At 41.2% G+C, this 19,051-nt stretch carries 19 protein-coding genes; all 19 read right to left on the bottom strand.

What is annotated here, in order from left to right; genetic code table 11:
* Positions 1 to 20: 20 nt before the first annotated feature.
* The 19 genes from ACRD7A_RS10275 to ACRD7A_RS10185 all read right to left on the bottom strand — a co-directional run bounded on the left by ACRD7A_RS10275 (position 21) and on the right by ACRD7A_RS10185 (position 18,911).
* Positions 21 to 587, bottom strand: a complete 567-nt coding sequence (locus ACRD7A_RS10275) for a glycoside hydrolase family 108 protein (RefSeq protein ID WP_430811090.1) — start codon at positions 585 to 587, stop codon at positions 21 to 23.
* Positions 574 to 996: a hypothetical protein gene (locus ACRD7A_RS10270; RefSeq protein ID WP_430811091.1), complete on the bottom strand. Its 423-nt coding sequence runs from the start codon at positions 994 to 996 to the stop codon at positions 574 to 576. The genes ACRD7A_RS10275 and ACRD7A_RS10270 overlap by 14 nt, the downstream gene beginning before the upstream one ends.
* Positions 993 to 1,325: a hypothetical protein gene (locus tag ACRD7A_RS10265; RefSeq protein WP_430811092.1), complete on the bottom strand. Its 333-nt coding sequence runs from the start codon at positions 1,323 to 1,325 to the stop codon at positions 993 to 995. The genes ACRD7A_RS10270 and ACRD7A_RS10265 overlap by 4 nt, the downstream gene beginning before the upstream one ends.
* A gap of 2 nt (positions 1,326 to 1,327) precedes the next feature.
* Complete coding sequence (locus ACRD7A_RS10260; protein ID WP_430811093.1) at positions 1,328 to 1,942, bottom strand: P-loop NTPase family protein; 615 nt, start codon at positions 1,940 to 1,942, stop codon at positions 1,328 to 1,330.
* A 14-nt stretch (positions 1,943 to 1,956) separates the two neighbouring features.
* Complete coding sequence (locus ACRD7A_RS10255) at positions 1,957 to 2,871, bottom strand: hypothetical protein (RefSeq protein ID WP_430811094.1); 915 nt, start codon at positions 2,869 to 2,871, stop codon at positions 1,957 to 1,959.
* A 43-nt stretch (positions 2,872 to 2,914) separates the two neighbouring features.
* The gene (locus ACRD7A_RS10250; protein ID WP_430811095.1) at positions 2,915 to 6,841 is read right to left on the bottom strand and encodes a strawberry notch-like NTP hydrolase domain-containing protein; all 3,927 of its coding nucleotides are present in this window, start codon (positions 6,839 to 6,841) and stop codon (positions 2,915 to 2,917) included.
* Positions 6,825 to 7,856 (bottom strand): hypothetical protein, encoded by a 1,032-nt coding sequence (locus ACRD7A_RS10245; RefSeq protein ID WP_430811096.1) that lies wholly within the window; start codon positions 7,854 to 7,856, stop codon positions 6,825 to 6,827. The genes ACRD7A_RS10250 and ACRD7A_RS10245 overlap by 17 nt, the downstream gene beginning before the upstream one ends.
* 7 nt (positions 7,857 to 7,863) lie before the next feature.
* Positions 7,864 to 8,364, bottom strand: coding sequence for a hypothetical protein (locus ACRD7A_RS10240; protein WP_430811097.1), 501 nt, complete (start codon positions 8,362 to 8,364; stop codon positions 7,864 to 7,866).
* Positions 8,365 to 8,366: 2 nt separating this feature from the next.
* A complete protein-coding gene (locus ACRD7A_RS10235; protein WP_430811098.1) occupies positions 8,367 to 10,868 on the bottom strand; it encodes a hypothetical protein in 2,502 nt (833 codons plus the stop codon).
* Positions 10,869 to 10,888: 20 nt separating this feature from the next.
* On the bottom strand, positions 10,889 to 11,512 hold the full coding sequence (locus ACRD7A_RS10230; protein ID WP_430811099.1) for a hypothetical protein: 624 nt from the start codon (positions 11,510 to 11,512) through the stop codon (positions 10,889 to 10,891).
* A gap of 14 nt (positions 11,513 to 11,526) precedes the next feature.
* Positions 11,527 to 11,997 (bottom strand): hypothetical protein, encoded by a 471-nt coding sequence (locus ACRD7A_RS10225; RefSeq protein ID WP_430811100.1) that lies wholly within the window; start codon positions 11,995 to 11,997, stop codon positions 11,527 to 11,529.
* A complete protein-coding gene (locus ACRD7A_RS10220; RefSeq protein ID WP_430811101.1) occupies positions 11,997 to 12,173 on the bottom strand; it encodes a hypothetical protein in 177 nt (58 codons plus the stop codon). Before ACRD7A_RS10220 ends, ACRD7A_RS10225 begins: the two co-directional genes overlap by 1 nt.
* Before the next feature lie 17 nt (positions 12,174 to 12,190).
* Positions 12,191 to 13,279 (bottom strand): hypothetical protein, encoded by a 1,089-nt coding sequence (locus ACRD7A_RS10215; protein WP_430811102.1) that lies wholly within the window; start codon positions 13,277 to 13,279, stop codon positions 12,191 to 12,193.
* Between the two features lie 7 nt (positions 13,280 to 13,286).
* Positions 13,287 to 13,637 carry a hypothetical protein gene (locus ACRD7A_RS10210; RefSeq protein ID WP_430811103.1) on the bottom strand — a complete coding sequence of 117 codons (351 nt, stop codon included), beginning with the start codon at positions 13,635 to 13,637 and terminating at the stop codon, positions 13,287 to 13,289.
* Positions 13,624 to 14,400, bottom strand: a complete 777-nt coding sequence (locus ACRD7A_RS10205) for a hypothetical protein (protein WP_430811104.1) — start codon at positions 14,398 to 14,400, stop codon at positions 13,624 to 13,626. Before ACRD7A_RS10205 ends, ACRD7A_RS10210 begins: the two co-directional genes overlap by 14 nt.
* Before the next feature lie 110 nt (positions 14,401 to 14,510).
* Positions 14,511 to 14,891 (bottom strand): hypothetical protein, encoded by a 381-nt coding sequence (locus tag ACRD7A_RS10200; protein WP_430811105.1) that lies wholly within the window; start codon positions 14,889 to 14,891, stop codon positions 14,511 to 14,513.
* A gap of 72 nt (positions 14,892 to 14,963) precedes the next feature.
* Positions 14,964 to 15,809 carry a hypothetical protein gene (locus ACRD7A_RS10195; RefSeq protein WP_430811106.1) on the bottom strand — a complete coding sequence of 282 codons (846 nt, stop codon included), beginning with the start codon at positions 15,807 to 15,809 and terminating at the stop codon, positions 14,964 to 14,966.
* A 64-nt stretch (positions 15,810 to 15,873) separates the two neighbouring features.
* Positions 15,874 to 16,536 carry a hypothetical protein gene (locus tag ACRD7A_RS10190; RefSeq protein ID WP_430811107.1) on the bottom strand — a complete coding sequence of 221 codons (663 nt, stop codon included), beginning with the start codon at positions 16,534 to 16,536 and terminating at the stop codon, positions 15,874 to 15,876.
* A 32-nt stretch (positions 16,537 to 16,568) separates the two neighbouring features.
* Entirely contained in the window at positions 16,569 to 18,911 is a 2,343-nt protein-coding gene (locus ACRD7A_RS10185) for a hypothetical protein (RefSeq protein WP_430811108.1), read from the bottom strand.
* Positions 18,912 to 19,051 lie beyond the last annotated feature (140 nt).

The raw sequence follows: 19,051 nt of genomic DNA, 5'->3' as shown, positions 1-19,051 counted from the left end.
AATATCCACAAATAAAATATTCATATTGATTGTACGAATTTTATGGAATCCATCCTTCTCAACCACCCCTTCAAAAACTTATGATTCTGACCTCGTTGGGCAATTGTGTTGTAATAATGAATACGTGCAGATTTAATGGCGTTAAAGAGCAATTCCGGTGGACAAGAGTTAATAGCTTTGATGGTGTTTTTACCGATAATTCCATCGAGTTTAAGGTCACTATCAAAGAAGCGATTCAAGACCTTCTGAACGCCACAACTACCCCAATATCCACTATTGACACACCAGTCAAAAATGATTTCTTGTAACGAGCCGGAGTTAATGCTTCCGATTTTGTATTTATCGTAAAAAGTTTGTTTGTAGAACTGTTTAACCATTGCAGTTAAATCCGGAATATCAATCTTGGCGTTTCGTTTTAGCTCTCCAAAAGTCAATTTGTATCCATCAATTATTTGCCAACCTTCCCAGTTTGGATGCAGGTTTCTGGCTACCCCCATATATGTCTCACCACCTCTGTCTCCGGTTACATTGGCGTAGTAGCCTTCGTGCTTTATTACGCCATTAAAGAGTTCATCAAATGTCTTCATTCTTGCGTTTGGTTTTAAGTTTTACGTTGTTTACTCCGGAAATTGCGCCACCGAAAAGGAAGTCAATAATGGTGCTTAGTTTGGTTGAGATACCGCCATTAATGCTGCTTACAAAGGCTATTTGCCAATCTTTTAATTCAATGGTCTGAAACACGAAATAGTTAAGCATTAGAATCGTTAATGCGCACCAAGCCAGTAAGAAGAAAAGTGCAAACACTTTTTGCAGCCAACTATCCTGTGCATACATGTCACGAGCAGAATCCCGGTCGGCAACTGCCATTTTAAAAAGCTCCATTTTGCCATGTAGCTTTTCTTCCTGCGTGGTAAAAATCTCATCAATGAGTTTTGTGCCAACTTTCAATGTCTCTGCTACTCCGGCATTGGTTAGTTTTCCAAATATCTTTCTCATCGCTCCACAAATTTTAAGATGGTATCAAGCTTGTCATTGAGTTGCTTGATGGTCTGATGAAACAGTTCCTTACTCACATAGATTTCCTTGGAGCTATCCCTTAAATCGGAAACACGTTTATGAAGTATGGCAAACTTGTTTTCAGCTCCTTCCAGTTCTTTTGTTAGGTGCTTAATGTCTTTCTCCAGTAAATCCGTTTTGGCTTCCACCGTTTCCTTTGTCGCATTCTTTGAAATAGCATTGCGAATGATAAACGAAACCACTCCAACCATTAATGAGCTTAACCCGGCTATCACAACCCAGTAGAATTTAATTGTCATTTCCTCCATGTCTAAAAGATTTTAATGGTTTCGGTACTACCTCCGGGAAAGCGGTTTTTCTCCATTGTGGCACTCTGGTTTTCAATGTGCATAATGGCATCCACATCGTGTTCCCAGTCTGTTCCACCTTTAGATGTCCCATCACGGTTAGCTTTAAAAACCAGAATAAATGATGTATTCGGGAATCGCTTTTTAAGGGCTTTAAAATCATCCGGTTTCATGCCTACGGTTTGAGTACTGTCCAAGAAAACGGCATCGTAGCCTTTAAACTGGCTTGTATCGTAGTTTTCCACAAAATCAATTGGATTACTGATTCTTAATCGTAAGAGCTTTTCCTGAAGAGAACCTTTTACACCTTCCTCATTGGAAACATACAGAACATTCAATCCACATTTGACCAGTAAATCAGCGAACAATAAAGCCACGGAGCTTTTACCATGAAACCTTTGTCCATATATCATCAAATAGAATGGCTTGTATGGTTTACCAAGGAGTTTCCCGAACTTTCCGGCTAGAGAAAGTGTAGAAAACTTCATTTTGGCTATCTGGTTAGCTGATACTACCTGATTGGGAGCTACGTTTACTGTTCTTGTTGCCCTTGGTTTTGAGCCACTACTTTTGGGCATTGAGGTAGTGGCATTTACTTTCCCAATCCGGCAACACCTTTCAATCCGTTTAATTGGATGTTGGTTACCAGTAACTTATCGCTATCCAGATAATCTTCCAGATGCTTTTGCACTTGGTTAATGCGGTCGTATGCCCGGTCTGAACTGGTAACTTTACCGTTCTTTTTGGCATTCTTTATACTTGTGAGTAGTCGTTTTGCCTTATCAATGGTGATATTACCGTAAAGGTTGATGAAACGTTTTATTAACGATACAGCAGGAGTTACACCGTAGCTATCCACGATATTTTTTAGTTTGGAATACATTGAATCCGGCACTTCAAAAGTACAGGAACTACCCATTTCCTTGTAAGTTCGTGCAAGGTCATTACCAATCTTTTTAACTTCCTCTGCATACTTACTGGATTTACGAATAGTCTTTTCTGTGGCTGCTTTCTGAATCACTTTATAGAGCAAGGAAACCTGACGTTCTGTTACTTTCTTACCATGCATATTCAGATAACGCTTAATAATCTTTACTTCCAAAGGCATTAAAGGCACTTCATTGGGCTTTCGTTGTGCTGTTTTAGAAGTAGTTTTCTTTGCAGAAGAAGTCCGCTTTTTTGCAGTTTTCTTGTTACTGGTTTTAGCAGTTGCTTTCGGTTTTTTCTTGCTATCCCGGTATTCCTTTAAAGCCTCTTTGTATTGTCCGGATTCCTTATCCAGAATGTTTAAAGGATGGTCAAATGGTAATTCAGGAAAACGCTTTACGTTGATGTACGGCTCAACAATCTTAAAATGATTATCAAGCATTTCTTTTATATCCTTATCATCACTGTAAAAGTCTGCAAAAGCATCAAACTCTTTGTGAGCTTCACGAGCTGCTTCCGGCAATTGTGAAAAGTCAATATCCTTGGTTGCTTCCTTGTAGTTTTTTATTGTAAGCTTCATATCATTAGTTTTTTATTGTTGTCGAATTGATTTACAGTCCTACCTATTCGGTAGGCAGGCCTGCTACAGCTTTAAGTTGCTTTTGCTTTATCAGAATGGCTTTTGCCCGGAGCTTCACCAGTTTAAGTTTTTTGCCTTGGTCGATACTGATGGTCTTAGTTTTGGTAGTAGCCTTCTTCTGCTTGGCTAACCTTTGAGGGAATTGCTTTTTATCCTGCTCAAACATTTCCATCGCTTCTTTGGTCAGACTATCTGTGTTATCATTCCGTTTTGAACCTTTCTCCAGATATTCTTCAAAATAGTTCCGGGGCACTTTTACCGATAAGCTAAATCGCTCTCCAAGTAGATTCAGTAGCTTGGGCATTTTCTTTTCTGATACCGAAGCTTTCATATTGCCCGATACCATTTCAAAACCATCCCGGCTATTCTCCAATAGCTTCACCACTTCCTTATCCGTATAAATCGGAATGTGGCTTTTGGTTTTAGGCATGATAACCTTGAAAGTGTCATCGTAGTGGCGTACAATGCTAATCTTGTTTTCGGTGCTGATGGTAGCTCCACTGCGCAAGCTCATAATGTGCTTTTGCAGTTTGGCAATGGGCGCAACCACATAGCTGCTGGAATTCTTTTCAGCTTCATCCGGTGACCATGCTTCTGACATGAGGATTCCTTTCTGAATACCTCTACCTTTGGTGGTATAGCTTACCAGTTTGCCTGAGAAGTCAGCCGAACCTTGAAGGATATTTCCGGTAACGATGTATCGCACTTGCCTGTCCTGAGTAAAGTTTTTAATGGCTTCATCCCACTTTCCAATCAGACTTTCCTTTTGTGGTGTGCTTAATTGAAAACTACGTGCCTGAATACGCTCAATTTCTTTGGCTGTATCTCCCGATGCAGGTAGAACGATGTACTTTCGACTATCTGAAATGGCGAAACGAAGCTTTACAGCCGATGGCGCATAAGGATTGTTCCGTTTGGGATTAATATCAAAACCAAGGAAGATACAGTATGAGTTATCGCTGCTTTCACTGTCAAAGCTCAATGCCGGGTAGAAATAGCCATGCCCAATTTTAAAGAACTTGAAAAAGGCATTCAGATAGTTCTTTCGGTTCTGGCTTTGCATTTTCACCTGCGTAATCTTCTCCTGTTTGGCATCTTCCAGTTCCTCTGTTCGTTCAGTCATGTACTCGTTTTGAGCTGCCTTGTCAAATACAGGTATTTTCTGAAAAGCTTTTTCATTGGGAATATCAGCAGTCAGCTCTTTGTACTTGGTTTCAATCTCCTTTAAATCTTCTATCAGTTTGCTTTGCACATGCTTCTCGTGCGCTGCAATAATATCTTCAGAAATACTGTCCGGGTGTTTGCCAGTCAGATGCTTTTTAATCAGCTTCTCCAGTTCCGGTTTGCCATACGGCTTTTTTAGTACATTACATTCACATTTTTCCAAGAAGGTATCATTACCAAAAACAGAACGCCCACCTTTCCCGGCAATCACAACACGCTTATCCAGTGTCTCCGCTTTTAGATTCAGGATTACAACTTCAAGGTCGTATTCATCGGCTTGCTTGAGGTACTCCACGTAATCGTTGTATCGCTCAATGACCTCATTGTAGAACTTCTCCTGTTCTTTAACCGATAATACCGCTACTCGTCCGGTTACCTTTGAAGCATCACCTTCCGATGGTGTTTCATCGCTTTCCTTTCCTTCAAATTTGAGAGGATTATCCAAAGCTTTGTTTAGTTCCGGATTCTCCAACATATACTGGCGAACCACTTTATCACCGTATTTATTCAGGAAGTCATCCGATTCCAGTTGTGACTTGCTACTTTTCTGGTTAGAAGTGGTATTGGCATCCAATGATTTCAGCTTCTTTTTAAGCATCATCATAAACCGCTTTTGCGCCGGAATGGATGAGATAATGTAATCGTAAATCGGTTTCATTATCTGTCCGGTACGGTTGATACGACCACGCTTTTGAATCTCGGTATTGATATTCAGTTCCGGTTGAAGTATGACCATCACACGCTGCTTCACCTGTTCGGCAGGTACTTTATCGGTGACAATGGCATGAGCCGAAGCCCCGGTAGAACCACTCTGGTTAATCAGCAAACAATCAATTTCATTATCGTTGAATCTACGGAATAAGTCAGCGGTGTTTTCCTTCTTTCTACTCATCACCAAAGCTGTTGTATTCTTGGCATTGGTTGAGTTGTACTGAACACAAAGCTTACGTCCGGTAACTTCTCCAACGGTATAGCCAGCCTCTTTTATTTTTTGGATGATTAAGTCCAATGGGCTTATGGTAATTCCAGTTGAAGCCTTTTCAATTCTCCTGATAATATCACGGTATGCAAACTGAGCTTCTTCCGATAAATCGGCAATATTGAAAGCTTTACCTTCACTTTGTCCGTCAATATCCTTTTCAGTATAACGAAGAACCGAATCCAGACCTTTCTCCAGAACAGTTGAAAAATCTGCATTAATCACATCGTCCGGTTTTGCCATTCCTTCCAGAAAGCTTCCCATTGTAGAAGCAAAAGCAATGATTGGCTTCTTACCATCCTTTAATCTCTGGATGGCATGTTCAGCCACATCAGAAGCATTGATACTAAACAGCAATTGGTTAATGACATTGAAAACCTTGGAGAAGTAGGGAATATTATCAACTCCGGCTTTTTCAGTTCCTTTACGTGTTTCCACTTCTTTACTTTCGGCTGCTGCAACCTTATCAAGTTGTTCAACCTGTTTGTTAATGTACTTTTCCTGAAAGCCAATAATATCACGAATAATGGCTGTTATCTTATCGGCAATGTCAGCTTGTTCTTTGGCTTTTTCTTTCAGTTCAATGTAGTTGACTTCCACACCTTCAAAGGAACGTTCACGCCTAATCATTTGACCTTCTGAAACCAATTGAGCTGCTAAGATTTCTTGCAATGCCACACCTCCTTTTGAAATGGCTTCCACTAAATCCTCTTTGCTCATATTGGCATCACTCATGGATGTTTTCTGCGCATAGATGGGCATGTTATCCGGTCGCTTAGCAAAGGTGGCTGACAGGAAACAAACACCTTTAGTTTGACGAAGTACACCCTGCATAAACTCCCCGGTATTAGAACTACCGGAAGCGTTGTGTGCTTCATCCATTATGATGATATTACCATTACTGCTTGCACTTAAAAACAATTGCTTTGCAGGTTTCTTTGGTTGATTAAATTGAGAATAAGTAGCACAAACAAAATTATAGTTGCCCGGCACTTGTTGGCTTTTGATAATACGCTCCTGAGTTGGTTTTTCAGGAGCCGTATAAACAATCTCACCGCTTTTATCCTTTATATGGGTTTTGCTCTCCTTGGTGTTGACGATAAACGGTACAAGTGCGGAGCTTCCAATATCTGATAAATCACGATACAAGTCGGTAAACAGGTTTGGCTTTTCAGACAGGAATACTGGTTGCATCCCTTGTTTTACTCCATATCGGATTAGAGCTGCTGCGGTTCGTCCTTTTCCTATTCCGGTCTGGTCACCAACAATGATTCCCTGACCACGTTTTTCAATGTTGTAAATAGCCAATGATACCGCATCCACCTGTTCAGCTGAAAGTGCTTTTACCAATTCATCGTTTTGGTAATCGAGCTTTTCAGCTACATAGTCAAACAAGGGCATTCCAATACTTTTTTTCACTTTACGAATAGCGATGTGCATTTCATGCCCCATAGAATCCGGAACGGTTGTATCAAGAATAAATCCTTTCTCGGCTGCCGGGATGTATGCCATACCCAAACCTTTTGTACCCAACATTCCTTGCAGGTACTCGTGTTCGTTTTGAGCCAGTTTTTGAATACGGATAAAACACTTGTTATCCTTGGTAGAAAAGCCCAATTCAATTAACCGGGAGACAATATGTTCCTGTGGTTTGCGACTGAACTTTACTGTTATGCTGTTTTTCTGGAATTTAATTTCGGACTTCATATTGCTTTTGTTTTAGAAGGATGGCTTTAGCTCTCAACTTCACTAAGCTCAAATGTTTATTATTCGTATTATTTTTGGGATTCTCCAACCACACTCTGTCCCAGAGTTCTTCATGGCTATTGACCATTGTGCTGTGGAGTTTATTCTTTAGTGGAGCTGCACCTTCGGGTTTGAATTTTGCACCATCAATCAGTATCAACCGGGTGTTGAATGATGTACCTTGTCGAGAATAAAGCTTCTTTCCATTGATGGGAATTATATCTTCCACATTGTAAAAATGATACAGGTAGTTTAAGAAGATTCTGTTTTGTCCGGCTGATACCCGACCATGCTTATCCCATGAAGTATGACCACCAATGATAATGGCTGCCTTTCCATCATCCTTCATGCAACGCAAGGCATTTAAAGCCATTGCATGTTCCAATCGCTTGATTTTAAACTTTCCAAATAGTTCAGGTTGAGAAAGTGAACCGAAAGGAGGATTTGTTATTACACCATCAAATTTTCTATCGTAAGCAAAAGGTGGTTTTACCGCATTCCAACTACTTACTTTTGCAAAGGGTTGTTCTTTTAGATTGCTCAACCTGACATCATCCAATTCGTTGACGTAGGTTTGATGATAGGGCAAAGCGATGGTCAATAACCCATTACCTGCCGATGGCTCTAAATACAATGAATCATCATTGGTATTTCTTACATAACTCGATGCCAAAAACGAAATGGGTGCAGGAGTTGAATACTGCTGCATCAATACGCTCATGCTTGTGCGCATTGACAGGTTAACCTGAGACTGGTAAAGGGCTACAATATCAAGGTATTTCTCATAAGTGGTCAGCGAATTGTCGTGCGCTATCTCTCGTGCATTCAGGACTATTGCCAGTTCGGTGTATTCTTTTACCAAATTTTTATTGGTTATGCCGAAGCCTTTGGCAATACTTTCAATATTGGTTTTAGAGTGCTTACGACCATTAAGCAAATCCTCACGAATCCTTGATATGTAGCCTTTCTTATCCATTATTTTTTTACATGATTGAATGAGCTAAATAGAAAAGACCAATAAATATCTCTGCCGATAAAGTGAGTTCTAAGCACCAAATACGCTTATCCGCAAAGGCACTCGCAAAAAGGGCAGATATGCCAATTAGGATTGTATAATTGATATACCCGAAGCTGAAATGATAGCTTAATCCAAGAAGCGTAAAACCGCCAATGGCAAAGAAATAGTGTGCTATTCGGATTATCAGGTTTCGCTTGAAATCTGAAAATACACCAACCATAAATATTCCAGAACCTCCGGCAATAACCACCCAATCAGGGTTTCCTTTGATGAAGATTCCGGTTATAATAATTGCTAAACCACAAATCCACATCACTATTTCGAATACAAGCTTGTAAGGCTTTTGCAAAAAGTAATTGCTATCAGAAATAGACTTCCGGATTCCATGAACTGCAATTATTGAAGTGAGATATACCACTAATGAAATAAAAGCCGTGAATAAACTTCCTAATACTAATGCTTTCATAATTATTGGAGTGTAATGGTTTTATCAGTTTCATCTGTAAATCTCAACTTCAGGTTATTCCCGGCCACATCAACCGAAAGACTTTCCACATCTGCATCCACAAAGTTTTTCATGAAGTTGATTTGGAAGTTCAGTATCTCAGCCAGCTTTGCTTCCCAGTTCTCACCAGAGAAGATTCCGGAATCAGCATATACCTGTAAGAACTTTTTAAGGAAGTCCGGTATGTTTTGCAGGTTTGTATCCCAATCAGCTCCAACTGTGGCGTTTTCTTCTACACCTGCCAGTTTATCTTCATCAACCTGCGGATAGCTACGTTTTTGTGTATTCGCTTCAATGGCTGCTGTCTGTTCAGGTGAAATGGTTACAGGTTTATTTTGCACATTTGTTTCCCAGTCAGCTCCGACAGTTGCATTTTCCTCAATCCCTGCCAACTTATCGGCATCGACTTGTGGATAGCTTACTTTTTGCGTATTGGCTTCAATAGCTGCCGATTGCTCCGGCGTAATGGTTACAGGTTTGTTCTGTACATTCGTTTCCCAATCTGCACCAACCGTTGCATTTTCTTCAATTCCGGCAAGCTTATCAGCATCTACTTGTGGATAGCTGTTCTTTTGGCTATTGGTTTCGATGGCTGCTGCCTGTTCCGGAGAAATGGTAACAGGTTTATTTTGCACGTTGGTTTCCCAATCTGCGCCAATAGTCGCGTTTTCTTCAATCCCTGCCAACTTATCGGCATCCACCTGTGGGTAGCTTACTTTTTGAGTATTGACTTCGATAGCTGCTGCTTGCTCCGGTGAAATCGTTACTGGTTTGTTCTGAACATTCGTTTCCCAATTCGCTCCAACTGTGGCGTTGTCCTCAATACCTGCAAGCTTATCTTCATCTACTTGTGGATAACTACGCTTTTGAGTGTTGGCTTCAATAGCTTCGGCTTGTTCAGGAGAAATGGTTACAGGTTTGTTCTGTACATTCGTTTCCCAGTCTGCGCCAACCGTGGCATTTTCTTCTATACCTGCTAACTTATCGGCATCCGCTTGTGGGTAGCTTACTTTTTGGGTATTGGCTTCGATAGCTGCTGCCTGTTCAGGAGATATTGTAACAGGCTTGTTCTGTAAATTTGTTTCCCAATCTGCGCCAACAGTAGCATTTTCTTCAATTCCGGCAAGCTTATCTTCATCTGTTTGTGGATAGCTACGCTTATTGTTGTTGGCTTCAATATCGGCTGCTTGCTGTGGAGAAATGGTTACAGGTTTATTCTGCACATTCGTTTCCCAATCAGCGCCAACAGTAGCATTCTCTTCAATACTTGCCAGTTTATCTTCATCGCTTTGTGGATAGCTTCGCTTTTGAGTGTTAGCTTCAATAGCTGCCGATTGCTCCGGGGTAATGGTAACAGGCCTGTTCTGTACATTTGATTCCCAGTCTGCTCCGGCTGTGGCATTTTCCTCAATCCCTGCCAACTTCTCTGCATCTTCCTGTGGATAGGAGTTCTTGCGGTTATTGACTTCAATAGCGGTTACTTGTTCCTGAGTAATAGTAGTTGGTTTGTTCTTCAACTGCTCAAAATCGCTTGTCAGGTTCATATCATTTTCCAACTGCGAAAACTTGGTTGGAACGGCTATGTCGATGTTTCCATCAGGACGAGTAACGAAACCTCCATGAATCTCTACGCCACCATTGGGCATATACACCGGGCTTTTCTCTGAGATAAGTAAGTCCTCTACATTTCCGGCAATAATCATCCCACCACTTAATGAACTTACAATGGTCTTGGGTCTGAAATCCGGTGCGGATTTACTTCTGGCAATATTCACAAACGAACCCACCGATGCTTTATCCAGAATGGAATCTTCCACATCTCGGTTCATTTTGAAATAAGTATCAGAAAATACAATCTTGTTATATCCCCGGTCAAACACACATGACTGGTTTACCTTGGCATCAAAGCAACAATCATCAATATTGGTGGTGCTGTTCAGGTAAGCAATTGCACCATTTGAAGCATCAGCATATTCAAATCGAATATCTGAAAAGTTCACGGCACTATTGTAAATCTCAATAGCCCTGTCACTTTGAAAAATGACTGGTTTCACATACGTCCCCAATAAACCATCAACCTTATTACTAAGTGACTTAATGTTGATTTGGTAGGAGAAATCACGAAGTACCAAGAATGTTCCCAAGTCGTTGATGAAAATACCATCTTCAAACATGATGTCGATACTGGCTTTTTCATTGGTATGGTATTTCAATGCTTTTGGAAGTGTATCGAATAAGCGTTGCAGCTTTGAGAAAGGCGTACCTGAAGGAATGATAATTGCTTTTTCGTCAAGGTCGTATTCAAACCCGGTAATCTCTTGGTCTTTACTCATATCAAACACACCCTGAAATACTTTGTATTGTCCGTGTTCCATTCCCAAATAAGCGTAATGACCATCAGAAGCCCATTCGCCTTTTTTCAATAACGGTGGGGTTGTTCCCCTAAACATTTTGATTGTTCCCATATGTGAAGTCTTTTAAATTTCTATATCATTGAATAAGCCCTGTCAAACAGTTGATTGCTGACGTAATTACCACCATTTTCAACCCTAGCGATGGATAGCACTAAAAGGCGAAGCGTATTCTTTGTTGGCAATAGCTTTGCAGTTTTGCTTACCTTTAAATCCTTGCAAACTGTGTTGATATAAGCTGTGGTATTGTTCTCGAATTTGGGTGCGTACTCCTCGATAAGAGCCGGAACCGTATTCTTGCCCTTTTCAATATCATGCTTGAGGTCTTTAATCATAGCACGAACACCATAAACCGGAGCAATAAACATTTCAAATCGTCTGTCTTTATTCTGCTCTTTAGGCAGTTTGCCGTTCCACTTGATTTTGGTGTAAATCAGGTTACCCGGATTATTATTGCGGATTCCCCTTGGAGCATTGGACAGGTATGTGTTTCCACCATTCCAGTTTTGAAAGTTCGATGGCAACGTATTATTGTTTGTACTCAGAATATTCGCCGGACGTGTATCGGAACCACTTGGGGGCAATAGTCCACGCTTACGCCTGTTTCTTATACGAACCAGTAAAACGGTTGTCACTATTGCCCCGGTGGTTAACACCCCTCCCGAAATAAATAATATCTTCTTTTGCTTCTTATCCATAGTTGTATTGGTGTTTAAAGAGGAATGCCCCAACTATCGAATTTGGGCTTGATTTTACCAATCTCTTTATCGTCTAACTCAAAGCGTAGCCAACCAATCAGGTTATAGTTTTGGCCAAGAAAGGCTGCACGAGTACCCCAGAGGTACATCTTCATACCAAAGGCTTTTATCACCAGTAGCATGTCATCCTTGGTCTGGATTTTATCAATAGTGCTGTAAATGGTCTTTTCATCCGTACCAAAATCAAGCATTGCACCATAGAGTGTATTGGCAAACAGAGCTGCATCGGAAGGTGTGATGGTCAGGTTCTCCTTTTGGAGTACCATATCCTTTAATGATGGCGCAACCGTTGATGATGTTCCATCCGGATTACGTTTAAACATCTTGCGAATGGCATAAACCCCCACACCGATAGCCAGTACCGGAACACCAATTCGTATTCCGGTACTGATTAATGCTGCTTTATTTGCTGTACTTAAATCCATTAGATAAACCTTAGTGCCTTTTTAACTATGCTTGGATTCTTTGCAACCTTGGTCAGTAGCTTGATAATGTCTTCTTGCTCAACCTTGTTGACTGCATTTTGAATCAGGTTGCCTACTTCTTTTACTTTCTCAGGCTTTTCAGCCTCGATGGTGATTCCTATTTTGAATTTTCTCATAATCGTATGCTTTAATGTTATTTTTGTTCTATTTCGGTTGATTCCTCCTGAACTCCTTGCATGGATTGATTCAGGAATAGGAGTGTTTTGTTGATGAGTTCAGCCCGGTCAAGGCATAATCCAACGATGTTGGCAATCTTGGCTACATCTTCCAGTTCCCATGTTGACAGGGCATCTGAAAGATTCTTAATGATGGTTGCCTTTTGCTTCTCTTCCGGTGTTTGTGGAGAGCCTACTTCGCTAATTTCAACATTGGTTTCCGGAATGGATTGTGTTTCTTCTGAATAGTCTTCTACCAGACCTAAAGCCCCTTTTAATTCTTCAGGAGACAACCCAAATAGTTCAGCCGTTTTAGGGCTGTTACTTAATATCTTAGTGCCAATACCGGATACAACACCAATGGCAACACGTTTCATTAGTTCGTTGGGTGCGTAACCTGCCAGTCGTTGTTCTAAATCTGATTTCTCACGTTTCAGTTCTTGGTTTTCATTGTTAAACTGGTCACGTTCTACACGAAGCTCGGTGTTTTCATTACTCAGCTTTTCATACTTCTCCTGAAGCATGTTGTAGCGTGTCTCAAACTTGAAGTCATCCAACTGCTTTTGGTAGCCTATTCGCTCTACTTCCTTGTTGTTGCCGGATAAGGCATTAAATAAGCCAAACAAACCTTCAATATCATTTCTGGCATTTTCATCTTTTACCAGTCCCAATAACCCACCAAGTCCTATGCTTGGAGTACTGTTTTCCTCATTCATCTTCTTAACTTCTTCTTTGACCAGAATCTGAATGTCTGCTTTTTCGATGGGTGGTTTTGGTGGATTCATCAATCCACTCACGTTAACTGTGTAAGTGTTCAATCTACGAGCATTGGGGCTTTTACCTCCAAATACATAAACTTTCAAAGTGCCATGTGCTTGCTTTGCTTTTTCAACGGCATTTTCAATATCCTGATTAAAGGATGAAGTGCCGGAAGTTCTTGATGTCAATGCCGTTTCATCAACTCCGGTTAAAAGGTAAATCTCGTAAGCGTAAGGGTACTTTTGTTGTTCCTCCGAACGCTTGATAAAATCGTATATGCTTTGTATTTGCTCTCTAAAGTCCAACATATCATTATTAATTTCGGTGTGGGATAATCTTTACAAACTCCAAGCGATAAGGCTTAAAGCTTTCTGTATTGGTTTTTATGTCGATGTAATCGGTAAAAACCTGATAGCGGTATTCGTCCATGAACTCGTATTCTTCGGGTGTTGCGGTGAATACATTGTCGGAGCTTACCAGTTCCATTTCTACGATGCTTCCGGGCAATCCTTTGGTGTTCAGAATCCACATATCATTCTTTAAATCCAATGTCTGATTGGCTTCTGTCACACGAATGACCGTTGGTTTTAACTGGTAACTGTCAATGGTTCGCATTCCGGCAATACGGTCTTTAGCTATGGTATGTAATAACTCACTCGTGTTCATATTCAATGTAAATTCTAAGGGTTAAAGTGTTGTTATCACTATTTTTATTGCTCTTGAAAACCGTATGGATATTGCTATTCACTTCCAATGGCTCATGGAAAGGGATAATCTCTTTTTTCATGTGACGCACTTTACGGTTAGCTGTCACCATGTAATCACGAAGTAAGAAGCTGTTGCCATTTACAAGCAGACTGATATTGCCACATTCGTATGGTTCCGGGCGTTTGTATTCCTGCTTGATATGCAAAAACACATCTTCACGTTTTTTATAAGCGAACATCAGGGTATGTTGGGCAATCAAGTCGGCAAATTCCAGATTATTCAGGTATTTACCTTTTTCGTAAAGACCAACTTCACCATAGAGGTAATCCGTAAATTCGTTAATGAATGTGTCGGTGATGTTTTGCTCCAGTTCTTCCTGCTCAGCTTCACTCAAACAAGTGTACTTGATATTCTGACTTAATATCCGGGTGATTTCAGGAAGCATATCACTTACAAAATAAGCCCGACTATCTTCCTCACTTGAACGTGTGCGCAAGTAGGAATAAAACAGGTCAACAATGCTATCCTGTTCCAATAAATCGGTTATCAGGTGCTTGGGGAAAGACAACAACTCAGTTACATCCTCTAACTGACCATCCTGCTTTGCCGTGGCGTTCACAGCAATTCCGGTAATTAACTTACAAGATGCAGGTAGCAAGTCCTGAACGTTAATGTGACTATTGTCTTTCGATTGGTGGGATATAACAAAGTATCTTTTCATGTGATTGTGTTTGTCTTTCAATTGCCACATGGAACTCGCCAAAAGAATAATTCCGGAATTATGGTTGTTATTGTCGTGGCTCGTTTCATCTCGATGGGGGGTGATAAATTTTACTTGTTTACTTCGGCTAAGAGGTACACACGAACATCATAGCTATCGCTTACTGCAAGGTTTTCGCTGTTGTCTTTGTAGATGATTCGAACAGGGCTGTTCTTGGCTTTCTCATCCACCGGAAAGGCAACATCCTGAATACTCATATCATCGTTGTGATGTAATAGTGCCACTTCGGTATCGTCCGGGATGATTTCAGTATCATCAATCCAAACCCTTAGAGTTGCACCCGGCAAAGCTTGTTGGTTCGACAAACGAAGAAAAATGCCCTTAATGCGGTCATGCTCCGTTTTGGTATTGCCGTTAAACTCGAAAGTCTGACCTTTCTTCACCTCAAACTTTACAACCTGTAGTTTCTTTATATTCTCTTGTGCTTCCATTCGTAATTAATTAGGAGAGAAAGGGAACGGCAGAAATACCGCCCCCTTTGCGATTATGAACAAACTCAGTTACTATGCTTTCTCTGTGATAGTACCCAGTAGCGTTACCTTAACGGCAGGATTAAACACCTTATCTCCGTTGTTGATAGCCTTTGGCATGTTCAACTTTGGCGTAATATCCATAGATGGTTTTAACCATTTTGGATTCGCCAGTTTGTACTGGAACTTACGCTTGGTCGTATCGGTATCATCGAATACGGCACATGAGATTTCAGGCATGATTACCTTAGTTCCCAAAGTCATTTCAAACGTACCGTTCAGGATTTGCGGTGGTAACGCAAACTGACCGAAGGCAAAATCTGCCGGATCAACATCTTCCTCCGATGCTCCATGAGCATACTCCAGAACAATGTCAGTTAACAAGAAGTACTTTCCGCTATCCAATTGCGCACGATTCAGGTTGGTACGTCCTGATTTCTTATCGTCTGATGCTTCCATCAAATCAATATCGGACTTATCCTTAATGCTCTTTACCGTGTAGATAGCTGCATCAACGGTTTGCATACGTGCATCTTTCAATGCCTTTTGAATCTCCGGTGGCAATTGCTGTCTGCGAAGCTCAAACTGACCTTTGGAAGTCAGGTTTCTGGTTAAACCAGTTTTTACAGCAACGCTTCTCGCACCTGCATTGTACGACCTGCGGACAGAACGTTTGCGACTGCTACGTCTGCGTGAACGTCTGGCTCTGCGCCTGCTTCTACGACGTGAGCGACCTAAATCGCCAATGCCTTCGACCGCATCATCCTGGTCTTCCTCTTTTTCTAATGCGTCTTCTTCTTTATCAAGAATCGCTTCCTCTAAACCTTCAACCTCTTCCATTGAAGGATACAAATCATTTTGCTCGTTAATTTCTGCCATGATTTTACTCTCTTTTGTGTTATTAAAAATTGATTAGTTCAAATTGTATCAAAGGCTGATGGAACTAGGATTCCATCATATCGCCCGAAAAGATGTCGTAGTCCATGCTGTCCGGGTCAAGGTTGGTTATCTTTCCAACTGTTTCTTCCTCGTCATCATCCGAACCGATTGGCTCATCTGACATAGAATAATCTCTTGCTGCGCTGCCCATTGGTTCATCGCTCATGCTAAAATCAGTGGCTGCACCGGAAACCGAGGCTTGGATTTCTCTTTCGATGTCAATATCTGCTGCCGGAAGAGCTTGAGTAACCGGATTTAATGCCTGTAATCCATCTATTTCCTCGTAATCGGTGTATTCATCACCCATTAAGCCCTCCAATCCTTGAAGAATGGTTTTACCTGTGGCTTTTTTCACGATGGATTCTACACCTGCACCTGCTGCACCTACCAAACCAATTTTGACGTATTCATTCTTGGTGAACTGTGTAGCAACCAAACCACCCATAGTAACCGCTGCCGGAACGATGTAGGTTTTCATGTCCGAACCTAGTAGCCCGCTTACCGTTGGACTTTTTTCAAGCTTTTTAAGTGCATACTTACCAACAGCAAACCCTGCTACGGCAGCAATAGGCTTGCCTATGTTGTTGGTGGCTTTCATAAAGTCAATCTTTGTGGCGGTTGACCTTGTTCTTGCACGAGTTTGACTCGTAGTTTTTTTAACTGCCATGTTTCTAATTTTTATTTATTGAATTGCATTTGTTATTGAAGCGAGATGCTTCCCAATGATTTCTTCTCTGTGGATTTCTTAGGAGTTGATTTACTTCTTTGCTTATCATCCTTGCGGAACATGAAATAAGCTCCGGTTCCAATCAATGCTGCCACTCCCAGACCTATTCCAATTTTAGCCCCTTTGCTCATGCCTTTTTTCGGATTAACCGTAGCAGGGACACTTGCTGATTTCTGCATTGGCACAACCGGGGTGATTGGAGTAGTTACTTGCGGAACACTAATATTCGTAGGACTGATGGGGGTCATTGGTGTCAATGGCTGCACCATATCCTGCGTATTGTAGGATTGCGTATCCGTAGTTTGTGGAGCTGCTTGTCTGTTTGGAGCAACTTTGTTTTTGATTTTGGTAAAGATGTTCTTTACAGGCTTGAGCCAGCTTTTGATTTTAGCCAGAACTCCGGTAGCTGCACCAACCGATGCTGCGGTAGCAACTGCACCCATTTGTCCTAGTTCAGCCAATTCGCCAATGGATTCCAGACCTTGTAAATCGGCTAATAATCCATCCATGCCTTTTAATGAGAAGTCGGAACTCTTTTGTTTTGCTCCTTTCAGAATGGCTTTTCTCAGGTTCTTTTCTTTACCCTGTAATCCTTTAAAGAGCTTACGAACTCTGTTATGACGTTTCTTTAAATCCTTTAATTTCTTTGCATCAATATTGTGTTTAGCTGCAAGGTTATCCGGTAAATAGGCATATTGTAGTTTCTTGGCGATGCCAAACATATTCAGGCGTAAGGCTGCCAATAAACCGTTACGAATGGCTATTGAAAGGGGATTAAAACGAACAACGGCTTTAACCACTTTCTTGGCTACCTTACCGATTTTCTTGCCAACACGTTTAATGGCTCTCCAAAAGCGACCTCTTCGCTTTCTTCTGCCCAGACCATCCATTTCATTTTCCAAATCGTCAAATTCCAGTAGCCCTTCAACCGCATCAACATCGTATTTAATCAATCCTTTTTCTGCAAGAGCTTCTTCAATGTCAGCCAGTTTATCCAATACTTTCTCTCGCTGTGGAGTGTGCCAGAACTTAATGGCTTGGTCAAGCATACTAATGAACTGGTCAGGGTTCTGTATATGAGCCATCTTACCTTTATTCTCCTTGTTTTTAAGTAAGAAGTTACGGGTTCGTTTGAGGTAGTTTAATGTGGCTGCATCCGGGTCACCAAGTCCGTTGACTGTATCTTCAAAGTCAATACCGGAAACAATGGCCATAAGGTCAGCATCATCATTTGCCATGCTTCCCCCGGCATAATCAATTCCTGATAAAGCATAAATTGGTAAGCCCAATGAAGTAGAACCTGTTAATCCATCAATACCATGAACACCTGCAACCATTTGAAGAGGTGACATATTAAAGTCAGACTTCTCAAAGCTGTATGGCTTCTGGTAATCAAATTTGGAAAGTACTGGGTCGATGATAATCTCATCTTCGCTATCGCCAATGGCAGGAACAAAAACATAGATATGCTGAAAGTTCCTTTTACCATCGTATTTGGTAATTCTAAACTTGAATGGAATACCCAGGCATTTTAGGATAGAACCCACAAAAATGCTGTAATCATCGCAATCAATGCCGGATGATGTTTTGCCCTGCTGCTTGAACCTGATTTGACCATCTAGCCAACTGCGGGCAGGTGTACGAAGTTGTTCCGTTCCGTTTTCATCTTTGTGATATTGCAGGTAGGAGTAGGAAAAATTAAAGATGTTCCGGCAGGTACTTTTCAGTGAATCGCCTTGCAGCATTTTAGCCAAGTCTTCAACTTCGAGGTAGTGTTCGGCAACCAAGTCAATACAACTTTCAACGGTTTCCAGAACATTACCGTTCTTTACAAATACATCTTTGCCGGATGCTTTTTTTATGAGGTGATTGTATCTGCGACCGTCTTTTGTATTACGAGGGCCGGAAACAATACCCAATTCTCCCAATGCTAATCCGCTCATATTATCGTCTGTTAAATTTTGAGTAGTGGTAATAGTTTCCCCATTCACGCTGATGGTTAGCGTAAAGGTCATATCGGCTTTAAGCTGCTGCGTGTTCTGAAGTGCAGCCATAGTCAAGCCTTTACCCATTAGATTCAGGTAAGGCACTTGAAATAAGATTTCCGGTTCTTGTGATTTGCCTGCCGGAATGGTCAGACCTTTAATATCAGGGGTGGAATAAGCGATTGCCGAACCTTTGTATTTGGCTACAACTTGGTTAACAGCTAACGTGATAGGAGCTTTTGTAGGGTTATAACAGCGAAGTTTTACAGCAAACTGAACTTCCTGAAAGTCCAGTTTATGAATACGAAAACCAAGGAGTGCAAAGTTCATTTTTGCACCGGACAGGAGTTTCTTGCCTTTTTTAATCAGGTAAAAACCACCGCCAACGGCTGCTGGATATTCCGGTCATGCTGACCCCCTTCTCCGGATATTGACCCCTTAGACATTGGATATGGTCAAAGAGCGTGATG

It is taken from the genome of Carboxylicivirga longa, from assembly GCF_050589825.1.
In the GTDB taxonomy this organism is placed as follows: Bacteria; Bacteroidota; Bacteroidia; order Bacteroidales; family Marinilabiliaceae; genus Carboxylicivirga; species Carboxylicivirga longa.
This window is presented reverse-complemented; position numbering and strand designations above follow the sequence as displayed.